The organism is Streptosporangium sp. CA-115845 (assembly GCF_050943795.1).
Lineage (GTDB): Bacteria > Actinomycetota > Actinomycetes > Streptosporangiales > Streptosporangiaceae > Streptosporangium.
Genome location: NZ_CP191987.1, coordinates 246,107 through 258,533 on the forward strand (window position 1 = coordinate 246,107; position 12,427 = coordinate 258,533).

The following is a 12,427-nucleotide window of genomic DNA, read 5'->3' on the forward strand; positions in this document are numbered from 1 at the left end:
ATGGCTGTGTCTGTGTTGCGTGCGGTGCGACGTCATCCCCTGGTTCGCCGGATCCGCCAAGCGGTAACCAGCGGGCGCCGCCGCGGCGAATATCAGGCCGCCATGCGCGGTCAGCTGGCCCGCCAGGCCCAGGCCAGCGGTGATGAGCCGCTGCGCCGTTATGCCCATCACCTGCAGGGGCAACTCACCATTGCCCAGCCGATCATGCGGCAGATCTACGATCCGGCGTGGTGGGAGCAGGCCTCGCCGGAGCGGCTGGGCGCGGCCTGGCAGCTGATCGTCAGCTGGGCGGCGGTGGCCGAACCGACCGCGCAAGCGGCCTTGGCCCATCTGGCCACGCAAACCCAGGCCCGCTACGGGGTGCGGGTGGAGGACGTGCGGATGCAGGCGCGCGACGTGGTCGCGCTGCTGGCCCGCGCCTGGCCCCCCACCCCGCGGGGCCCGCAGCCGGACGCTGCTGCGCGAGCGGACGAACCGGTGTTCAGTTACGTGGTCCGCGACCTGTGGCACGGCACGATCGCGGCGCAGATGACCGGGTGCCGGCCGGGGCCGGGCATCGGGGCGCAACTGTTCGGCGCTGAGCAACTATTGGCCTTCGACGCCCAGCTCAGCGCGGCGACCAACACGCCGCAGGCCGCGCAGTCGCTGCGATTCGCGATCGAGGTGCACGCCGGTGAGGACGTCACCGGCGAGCCCGTGATGCATGTCGGGGGTATGCGGGCGCGCTCGGTGCGCGAGCAGGCGCTGGAGCGGCGCGAGCAGATCCTGGCCGGAGCCCCGGCCGAGGCGGCCGAGCTCCGCGATGCGCTGCGGGCGGAGCGACAACGCCTTGACGACCTGATCAGGGTGTACCGGCGCGCCGAGACCGAGGAACTCGCTCCCCCTGCGGGTGAGGACGGCGCACTGGCGCGCATGCAGGAACAACGTGACTACGTGCAGCTGCGCATCCAGGCCGCTGAAGCGGCGCTGCGCGGGGAAAACAGCGAGCACGTCTATGAGCGTGCGGCGCTGTTGCACTGGCTCGATGCCGATTGGTGGCACAGCCAGCCCCGCCAAGAGCTCATCGAGATCTGGGGGCAGGTCGCGCATTGGGGCGACGGCCAGGCCAAAGACGACATGCTCGCCTACCTGGCCGACGGTATCGCGCACTACTTCGGCGTCACCGTCTCTGCGACCACGTCACCGGCCGCGGTAGCCGACCTGCTCACCGTGGTCATCGTCGTAGGAGATGACCCGGCGCCGCCCTTGCCTGATCCCGCGCCGGCCGCGCCCGCGGCCCGTGAGGCCGATCGCGTCGTGTGGCCGCCAAGCAACGCTGATGCCGCCCCTTTTGTTGCCGCTGCCTTTGCGCCGCAGACAGCGGAACCTGCCCGTCCCGCGGATGCGGCTTCGCTCGTCGATCCCCGCGAGCCATCACCTCACCAGCACACGGCGGCACCGCAAGCGGCCCCTGACCTCGATCCGAGCACGTGGGATGCGGACTCCCCCGAAGGGGAGCCCGCCACACCGGCCACCGACCGGCGCACCCCTGCGGCAGCGGTGCCGGATCAGCGCGAGGATCACGCGCCGATCGCGCCTTTCGCCGAGGACGACCTCGGGCACGACAAGCACACAGCGTCCGTCTCCTCCGCTGGGCAGCACGCCGCCGCCCCTCCCCCCGGCGCTGAGCACGATCCCCCTGCCGCCTCCGATGCCTCCGGCCCTCAGGAGCACACTCCGGCACCCGCGCCGACGACACCCCGCGATGTCGCTCCCCCGCCAGTAGAACACCCCGACATCGACACCGGCCCCCTTGACGCTTCACTGCCCACTGGCCAGCACAGTCCCCCACCTCCCGTCGCCCTCTCAACCGTCGGCGCCCCCGCCTTGCCCTCCGATCCACCCGCTCCCCCCGCCGACGCGCACCATCGCGACCGGGTTTCGGCCGGTGAACCGGACACGACCGATGCCGCCCCCACCCCCGTCAACTCAGCGCCGCCCGACGGGGGCACCCCGGCCGCGCCGCCCCCTGCCCAGGTCGAAGAACACCTCAGCCGCCACCCCGCACCTGCACCAGCCGCCGAACAGCCCACGCCGCCCCTTGGCGACGAACCCGATCTCGGGGGAGCAACGCCTGCTGATCTCTTTGCCCCGCCGGAGTCCGAACCCGGCCCGGACGCTGGTGAGCCCTTCCCCGACCTGAGCGACGGGAACGTCGGAGCCTCAGCTACGCCGCCCGCAGCACCGGCCCCCGCTGCCAAACCGCATGAAGGCGATCACGCTCGGCGCCTGCCACCGGAATCCGATCGGCGCTCTACGGCGCAATCGCCCGCACCAGCAGGCCGCAAGGATCGTTTCGCCGCGGCCGAGGAACTCGACTACGCGCGCACCGCGATACAAGAGGTCTACCAGCAGTGGACCGCCACACCAACGGCCTGTGTGCTCCAACGCCAAGAAGAAGAGTTGCAGGCTGAGTTCGGGACGGTCGGCACCAACGAAGGCGCATTCATCGACCTGGCCTGGCGGCAGATCAGTGCCGCATCCGCCACGCCGGACCAAGCCGCTAGCGCCTATGCGGGACTGGCCGAGGCCTGCAGCAGCGGGGAACGGCTGCTGGCCGCCCGGCAGGCCTTCGAGCAAGCCAGTGATCGCACCCTCCTGCGGATGCTGAGCGCGCACGCCAACGAGCTGGCCATCTGGCTGCGCGCCGCCGCGGCCGACGGCTCATCGACGAGTACGCCACCAGCCGCTCGTGCGCAGAGGCCGAAGCCGCGCGCCACCATCGACGGTGACTCCCGCGGCCCGGCTGCGGTTCGCGCTACCCCTCCTGCCGCTGCGCCCCCCACCCCCGCCCCCGCCTCCAGCGCCCCGGCCCGGCCCGAGCGTTCCCGCGCCGATGAGCCGCAGCCATCACCTCCCGACCAGGCACCGTCTGCCGATACCCGCCCGGCCGCGCACGGCAACTCGCCGACGCCCTCGCGCTTCACCGACGTCAACGCGTTGCGTGCCCACTACCAGCGCCGCGGCGTCGAGGTAGCCAGTGAGGAAACACTCTGCCTGGGCGGCGGCGGATTCCTGGCCTTCCACCGCACCGACGACCGCGTCACCTGGCGGCTGCTGCACGCCGCGACCGCAACCCCCCTCCAAGACCCCGGGGTGCTGGGCGGCACCGGTGATGCGCTGCCAGGGTGGGGAGGCCAGTACGCGGCCGGTCGGCTTGTTACCGCGATCGAGCACCTGCGCGACGCCCAAGGCCGGCCCCTGGACTGGGACACCGACAACCCGCTGCTCCTGCAGCAACGCATCGAGGCTTTCCGCACCGCTGACGGGCAGTCGTGGTGGGATGCGCTGCTGCGGCTGAACGCCGAACACGACCTGGTCAACGGCCACCCTGACACCGCAGCGGCCCGCCACTGGCGGGCCATCCGCCACGAGGCGGACCGGCCTGCCCTCCCCGAGGGCCACCTGTATGGTGACCAACTGCGCCCGGACATGACGCTGACGGTGCGCCAAGACGACACCGACGTCTCAACCGTTGCCCGCATCCTCGCCATCACGCCAGGGCGCCGCCCGGGACAGGCCCAGGTGCGTTTGGACAACGGCGCCGAGATCACCGTGGCCCGCAACGACCGCCTCATGCTCGCCGCGGCCGTGCCCGGCCGCGCCGAAGAAGAGGAGGGCGGGGACCTCACCCCCACGGCGCACCTGGCGCCGGGCCAGCAGGTGCGATGGACGGCCACGACCGCACCCGAGGGCCTGAACACGCAGGCTCTGGGGTTCGAAGCCGACGAAGCGGTCACGATTACCGGAACGTTCCTGGGCAACCGGGAGGGTGATCCGTCCTGGATCCAGCTCAGCGCCGTGGTGGTGCGCAGCCAGCAGCGTGACCAAGTCGCCACGCTTGCGAGAGTGCGCGAGGTCCTCGCTCCCCCCCATGTCATGCGCTTGCCCGCCCCAGCGCGTGATCGCCCCGACGCTTCACTCGCGCCGCCACCAGCCGCCCCCGGGGTCGCCGCCCCCGCAGCCAACCGTGACCACCCGTCACCGCCTCCACCGGATGCGTCGACGACCTCGCCGGATCCGACTCCTGAACCGGTGCCCCGCACCAGCTGGCAGCGCGAGGAGGACCTGTCGCCGACCCCGCAGGCGCAGTGGCGTTTTTCTGGGAACATCGACACCGCGATCGACTTGATTGCCATCGTGACCTCGGCCAGCCCTCACCCGGCCGCGCTGGGCGATGACCGCGACCCGGTCGACCTGCTGCAGCGGGCCCGCTCGGGAGTATGGGGCCGGTCCGTCCAGCAGATCGTGACCCCCAGCAACGAGGACGGCAGCGCCTGGGCCGCCCTCCGGCCGGAGCCAGCCCGCCGCGGCCTGGCCCAGCTGTCTCAGAGGCTGATCGCAGACGGCAGCGCGGTTCCCGCACCGATCGCCACCTATCTGGCCGCATCAGACGCCACAGCGGCACCGCGCTCGGCGCGGCGCGCCCAGCAGCCCGCCGGGCAAGCTCTGCTGTTCGACGCACCAGCCGATGTCCCCGCCGCTTCGGCTTCCTCGGCTCAGCCGTCGTCCCCGGATGCGGCGGCTGCCTCTCCCCGGACCCTACGTGAGCGGCCGTTCTTCGACCACGACGACTATCAGCGCAGTGCCGGACGGGTATCGCAGACCTACCAGACCTGGCTCGGGCAGGCCGACATCCCGCCAGCCGAAGCGGTCAACGACCGCGACATCATCATCGCCGGGTGGGCCACCAGCTTCCAGGAACTACAGGCTTCCTGGCGCAGCCTCCACACCGCCACCACGGCGATAGCCTCGAGCTCCGGCCCTCTCCTGGCGAAGTTGTATCAACGGCTCAGCCGCGATGCCGCAGCCCACGCCGCAACGGTGGCCCCTGCCCAGGGCGAGATACTACGGGCGCTGGCTCGGTTTGCTGAAGATCACGCCGATCAGATGAACGCCACGCTTGCCACGGCGGCCGCCGCCGAACCCCAGGTGCTGGTGCGGCGCGACGCTCAGCTGCAGCGCTATGTCCTCGCCCACGAGATCATGCTCATCGACGCTGCCCTGCGCCGCCGCCACGGTGCTGAGGTCCTCCTGACGTTGCGAGGAGTCAACTACGCCAACGCCGTCGTAGCCGGCCAGAAACTACACGAGAGCATCAGCGCCGCTTTGCGCTCTGCCCAGAGCGGTCCTGAGCGACTCGATCCCGAGGCGCGCTTCCTCGTCGCCACCTTGGCCGGGGTCAATGTCTACGGCGGATTCGAGCGCACTGACGGACAGGCACAGTGGGCGCTCGGTTTTGACGAGGTGGCGCTGCCCAGGGTGCGCCTCACGTCCCAGGACCTACAGCGCATGTCCGGCCAGGACGTGTTTCACCGCTTGATCGCCCAGTTGGATGAGCTGCCCACACTCCGGGCAGAGTTTGAACGCGCCCTGGCTCGCCTTGATGCTGACTCACCCGCCCCCGCCATCACACCTGAAGCCTCGGCGTCTGTGCCAGGGCTTCAAGACGATGATCCACCGGCTGTACCAGCAGCCCATCTCGAGCAGGACTCCGCTCAACCGGCTCCATCCGCCCCCGCATCTGTCGCACAGCACCCGGCAGGTGAGGTTTCCGATCCTGAGGCGGCTGCTGCCGCGCCGACGCCTTTCCCGCCGCTGGTCGATACCGCACCACCTCCCCCGCGTTCCTCCCCCCCACGCGGTGATCTCTCCCAGACCTTGGTCGTCGGCGCCGACGGTGAGGCCGAGAGCGATCAGAGGGCGCTCACCACCGACGAGCCGTCTCTTTCGCCCCGCGATGCGCCCACACGCGACCGTGCCCTCGCAGAACGCCCGCCCCCCGCGGCACCGGCTCCCCTGCACGCCACCAACGACACCCCCTCGGCCACCACGGGGACGCCTTCGCACTCGCCCTCCGCACCGACCGCCGCCCCTTCCGATTCACCCCCCGCGCCCGTCAACGACTCTGACATCGCCCTGGCCATCGACCGCCTGGGCATCTCCACACTCGCCACCCTGCTGCGCGCCCGTGACGACATCCGGCATCTGAGCTCCCTCCACCCCACCAGCCTCTCCAGCATCCGCGAGGCAGGAAAGCCCGATGCGGGGACCTCAGAGCGGATCGACGCCACCTCCGAAAGCCTGCGCATCAACATCGGCGACCGCCGCCAGAGCACCCTGACCTGGCGTGAGGTCATCCAATGGCTAGAGCCTGCCGCTGATACCCTCCAGGGCGACATCCTGCGCCAAGCCGACGTGCTGCGCGCGCGCTACCTCAGCGGTCAGCACAGCTTGCGGCTGATCGGGCAAGAGCACCTAGGCGCGCTCGTCCAGGACAAACTCCACACCTATGCCGCCGACGCGTCCGCGGCGATCCTCTCTGCAGCCCAGGCCGCCCATGAGCGGTCCCCGAGCCGCCCCCTGCGCGTCCGTAGCAAGACCTCTCAGCCCATTCAGGACGACAACGCGCTGTTGTCGATCACGGAGGTCGCTCCCTCCGTCCTCGACGAAACGGCCATCTTGGACCGGATCGCCTGGCTGAAGGACCTTGCTCCGCCGCGCACCGGCGCCGGCAGCCGGATGCGGCTGTCGCAGCTGGCAGCGGGCGCACTCATCGAGGACCGGCATCAGTCCCGATGGCCACTGCGAGTGACCAGCCTAGCCACGACCACCAACACCGGCTTTCAGGTCAGCGGTGTTCTGCTGCGACCCGGCGCCCCGCCCACCCACGCCACCTGGTCATACACCGGTGCGGGAGCGGCAAACGAGCCGACCGTGTGGATGCTGCGGCTCCCCGCTTCCCTGCAGGATCTCGCCAGCACCTTCCCCGACTTCGCCACCGACGCCGCCCCCGGGCCTGGGCCTGGGCCCGGGGCCGGGGCCCGGGCCGGGGCCGACGGCGAAACCGCAGACCGCGATTCCGATAGGGGGCCGGGCTTTGCCACTTTGGCCGAGCTGCTGGCCTACCTGGACAGCTTGCCGCCGGAGATATTCCCCGAGCGGCAATGGCACGCCACACCGTTCGCATCTGCCGACACCGACGACGGTTATGCCAACAAGATCAAACGTCACAAAGAGCTCGTCGGACAGATTCGCCGTTGCCCCGATCTCGCGCTCAGCCCCGGCGGCCATCTGCTCCTCTACACCGACGATCACAGCCAGTACCAGATCGCCCTGGCTCGCACGTTGCTGCACCTGCCGGCAGCCTTTCTGGAAGGACGCACCGGCGCCGACGCCATGGCGCTGGCGGGCTGGATCGAACAACAGGTACGCGACGGCGACGGCGTGCCCATTGACTGGAGCTCGCCCCAAGCCCGCCAGGAGGTCCGTCAGTGGCGGTCGGCCGACGGACTCACCATCCGGCAAGACATCCAACGACTGATCGCCGACCATGACCGGGCACGCGGGACCTCCTCGCTGGCGGTCCGTGAAGACGACGAGCGGCGTCTGGGCGCTCAGCAACACCAGCAGCGCCCCGCGGGACCCGTCTCCGTGGATGAGATCGCGGTCGGCGATCGGATCCGGGTGATTTCCCGCCGCGGTGACTGGGCCCAAGGACTCGTTCACGACATCGCCGGCCATCCGGACCGTCCCGCCGTGATGGTGGTGCGCCTTCGCGACAACGACGGCACCGAGACCCGTCAGATGATCGATCCGGCCGAGCACAAAGTGCTAAGGCTGCCAGATCTCCAGGCCGCCCCTGCCGTTCCCGCGGCAGCAGCTCCTGCCGCTGCCGCTACGATCGCGGATCTCGCCGTAGGCGAGGGCCTTACCTCACCCGCCCCCTCCCCCGCCGATCCCAGTGATGCACCACACCTCTCGGTGAGCCCATCCACCACGACACCGGCCGCGCAAGCCGCACCGGCATCAGCTCCATCGATCCCCCCTTCAGACGGTGGCGCCCCCAGCATGCCCGCGCCGGTCACGGCAGACGCTCCTGCTTCACCTCCCGGCAGCCTCGAACCCGGCATCGTCGACACCAGCGCTGCCGCCGATACCTCGGAAAATGTGCTCGAACCCCCGTCCGCGTCGAGTCGGATCATCGACCTGTTCAACGACCCGACTCGACGCACGACCCAGCAGGAATGTCTAGCCGCGATCGACCTTTTGGCCACGCGCGCCCTGGCCCATGACGGCTTGCGTCAAGCCAGCACCGACCTGGAACACAACGACTTCACCACGCGGATCTTCTCCATCTGGCTCACCGACCAGATCCGCACCCCCGACCCGGACATCCCCCAGTCGCTGCGCACCCACTACTTCGGCGCCAAAGGCGTCCAGCACCTGCTCTACATGCTCCTAGCCGCCTACCTGCGCGATACCTGGCAGCGCATCCCCCCGCCCGCCGATGCGTCATCCGCCGTCCCCATCTCGGTCAGCGATGAACGAACAGACAAGATCCTGCGGGGACTACGAGACAGCTACACCTACGGCCACCATCTCGTCTTCGAAGACGATGGCCGTATCCATGCCTACGTCTCCTTGCAAGGCGACACCCTCCCTCTCGACCTGGCCGCCGAACGCCACGCACGCGACATCGGAATCCGCACCGCTCCCCTCGCCCAAGCCGATCCCGCTGCGGCCCTGGCGCGCTTTAGCCCGCGGTGGTTCGCCAACCTGATCCGCGCCGCCGATGACCCCAGCATCACCACCACCCTCTTTCCCACCCATACCGGCCATCGCCGTAGCGCCACCGAACCCGACCCCGGAGCCGTCGAAGACATCGACGTCGACTCCCGAGGCTTGACCATCCAGATCGAGACCGCCAGTGGTACCCGTTTCGGACAGCGCCGCTGGACCACCCTGCTGCCCTGGTTCAAGACCGTTCTCCCCGACAACGAACGACGCATCTTGCTGGCCGCCGACAGCGCGCTGTCGCGCTACCGCGAGCATCGAGAGCACTTCGCCCTCACTGGTCAAACCGACCTGAGAGATCAAGCCGTCGCTGAGTTGACGCACATCTTCGACACCGCCCGGCAGACGGTCACCGAAACCATCACCAACGCTGATCCCCTGGCCGGGGGGAAATCCGCGACGGGTAAGGCCGCGATGCCGGGCTTGTTCGACACCGATGATGCCGACAGCGATGCCGCGTCCGAAGTCGCCCTGGCCCGGATCGCTGAACTGAGCGCAGTGCTGCCGGCTCGTCCCACCAGCGACGCGCGCCTGTCACAGCTACGTCCAGGTGACGTTGTTTACCGATACGGGAACCGCAGCGCACCTCTGATCGTCACCGATGGCCCGGTCGAGGTCGACGGCCGCATCAGCGTGACCGGCACGGTCCTCACCGACGGCGTTCGGGGCGAACCCATCGTGTGGCGCCCCTATCCTCGCGATCCCGAACCTGACCCGTCGGTCACCGTGCTGCACCTGCCGGACCCCCTCGACGGCATCGTCAATGCCAGTTCACCCGACAGCGCTTCCGATACCGCCGCCCCTACTGCGCCACCACCCCCGGCACCACCAAGCCCTCAGCCCGTTCCCCTGACGCCGGCACCGGCACCGGGTACGGTCTCCACGCCACCGCAGCAGGAGGCCGGGCCACAAGAGCACGACACCCGATCAACGAAACCCGCCGTCTCTGTTTCCTCCGACACCCCACATCAAGCGCGGTACGAAGAAAGCAAAGCGCGCCTGACCACCGCCGTGGAGAACCTCTGGGCAATCACTTTGCCCAAGGGGATCTTCACCGCAGCTGATGTGGCCCGCATCCAACCGGCCATCGCTGATCTCGCCGAAACGCTCCTTGGCCACCGGCCGCAGGAGATGTACCGCTGCTGGGCCGTGCTGGAATACGTGCTGCACACCGCCGAGGGAGCGGCCGATGCGCAGGCGGCTGCCAGTCTCCATTCGGAAAGCGAACGGCTGCTGATGCTGGCGCGCGCCGCTATACAGGCTCGAGAACACAGCTACCCGCACCGGACACCGATCACCGTCGAATCCCTGCTGCCCGCCGCTCATTCAGATCCCGCAGCGATCACGGCGGCGGTCACCACCCTCACCAGACTGGCACTGACGAACCCGGTGTTGCGAGCCTCAGCCATCAAGCTGGAGCCCGACGATTTCACCGAACGAGTCTTTTCCGTCTGGTTGGCACGAACCATCCGCACCGATCAGGTGAAGCTCCCGACGGAGTTTCGCACCTTCTACTTCTCCAATCGGCAACAGAAGCTCCACCAACGGCTAGCGGCGGCGGTGCGCGGTATCGCCGGCGTTGACGCCACCCACCCCGCCCGCACCATCGAGCCGCTGTCACCTGCTCCCCTGCCCACCAAGGCCGAACGCGTCCAGGATCAGATTCTCACCGCGCTGCGCAGCGCGGGTGTCGTCTACCAGATGACCTACCACAGCAACGGGCTGACCTCGATCTGGATGACGCACAACGGCAAGCAGCAGTACAACGCCGACTTGCCGCTAGATGTCGCAGCCGCCCAATTCGCCCCTCACCTGGGCATCGTTCCTCAGCCGCCCCGCGATGAGGATGTCGTCGCCGCATTGAGCCGGTACAACACCTTCTGGTGGGCGCACTTCGTGGCCGCGATGGATGACCCCACTGAGCTGCAACAACTCACCTCCCAGGTCAATGGGCAGGGAAATGCCATGACCACCGCTCAGGGCTTGAGCCTTGAGGTGCGCGCCGTTGACGGTACCCGCCGCGGGGTTGTGCCCTGGCAGCAGATCATCAACCGGTGGATCCGGCCTGGATTGGCTCACCAGCAGCGGCGCATCCTGGTGGAGGCCATGGCGGCTCACCACCACCTTGTGCAGGGCCACGATGTGTTCACCATCACCGGCACCGACGAGCAGGCCTCCGCCTTGCGTCAAGAGCTGAAGACCTACGCCACGGTGATCCGCGATGAAGCGATGGCCTTCGCCGCCCGCACCCCACTGGGCTCCATCAGCTCATCGGCATCGACCAGCGCTTCGCCGCCTCAGGCAGAAGACCTGTTCTCCACCACGGCACAAGACGACGAGCAGACGCTCTCGGCAGCACATCAAGAAGTGCTGGACTGCATCAACGAGGTGACAGCCGAGCTCCCCGATCGGTGGGAGAGCAGCACAGCGCTATCACAGTTGCGAGCCGGGGACGCGCTGGGATCGCTTCACCACGACATGCGGCTGTTCGTCCTCACCGAAGACCCGCGCGACGTCGGCGATGAAATGATCGTGACCGGCCGTGTCCTGTACCGCGGCGTCTACGCTGAGCCCTCTACGCGCATCATCGCCAAGAACGACGGTGACCCGCAGCCGACGGTGATGCTGCCCCGTTTTGCGCCCCTGGTGCCAGAACTCACCCACGACCAGGGTCCCCTCACCGACACTCCCATGCAGGAGCACACCGCCAACGCTGCAGTAGAGCTTCTCGAACCCGGCCTCCCCGAGCCGAGCGAGAACACCCTCGCGCTCACCGACGTCGATATCCTCTACGCCATCACCGACCAGGGTTTAGAGTCCCTCGCTGCGCTCATCCGCAGCGTCGACGATCGCACCGCACTCAGCCACGTGATCTCCGGGCAACACGGATCCGGCGGTACCCGCTCCGGCGGCCCCGAACCCGGCTTGCACCAGCTCACCCAGGTTCGGAGAAAAGGCCTAGAGATCACGGTGCGCGCCCCGGACGGCACCCGGCATGGACTGGTGACGTGGGAACGCCTGCGGCAGTGGATCACCCCAGGTCTTGACCCCCACTCGCGTGATGCGTTCTTGATCACATCCTTGGTGAAGGGCCGCTACACCTCGGCCCGGGAGGTGTTCGATGCGATCGGGGAATCCCGTTTGTGCGCAATGGCCCAGCAGGAACTCGACACTTTCCTGAGCGATCTGCGGGTAACCATCCTCGAACGCGCTTTGCACACCCACCAGACCAATCCTGCCGAGCAGGCTCCGCCTTCGCGTCGTCCACCGACGCCCCCGGAAACCGCCGCCCCACTATTTGACCTCGACGCAGACGCCGCAACACACAATCCCAACGCCGCGTCCATACAGCGCGTGCGCGATCTGGCGGCGGTCCTGCCCGATCACTGGCACGATCCCACCCCACTGAGCCAGATCCGGCCCGGCAGCTTCTACAACCACCCTGGCTACTCCGGTGCGGTGTTCCGTGTCACCGCACCCGCCGTTGACCGCGGCGAGTATGTCGAGATCGCCGGTGAACTGCTTGACAGCAGAACCGTCACCCACCGCTGGTACAAAAACGGCTACCTCGCCTCGGTTGCCGGCGCCGAGCACACAGCGAATATCTTGGTATTGCCGGGTTCGCTTGCGCCGCTGTTTCCCTCCGTCTCAGACGGCACGCCCATCGCCTCCGATCGTGCGCCACAGCCCGCCGCCCCAGCTGAACACCTCGCGGCCTTTCCCGCATTGGCAGCACAAGCCCCCGCCGTTGCCGGCCCGGCCGAACCGGCCGCGCTGATCGACTCCGATATCGCGTATGCGCTGCGCCGGC

General features: G+C 68.7%; 1 protein-coding gene (only partly in view). It reads left to right on the top strand.

Annotated elements, in window-relative coordinates:
- Positions 1-12,427, top strand: the start of a protein-coding gene (locus ACQP0P_RS01130; RefSeq protein ID WP_433358604.1) for a UvrD-helicase domain-containing protein. Its footprint extends 25,172 nt past the window's final position; 12,427 of the gene's 37,599 nt are visible here — the first part of the coding sequence; it begins with the start codon at positions 1-3; its stop codon lies beyond the right edge, outside the window.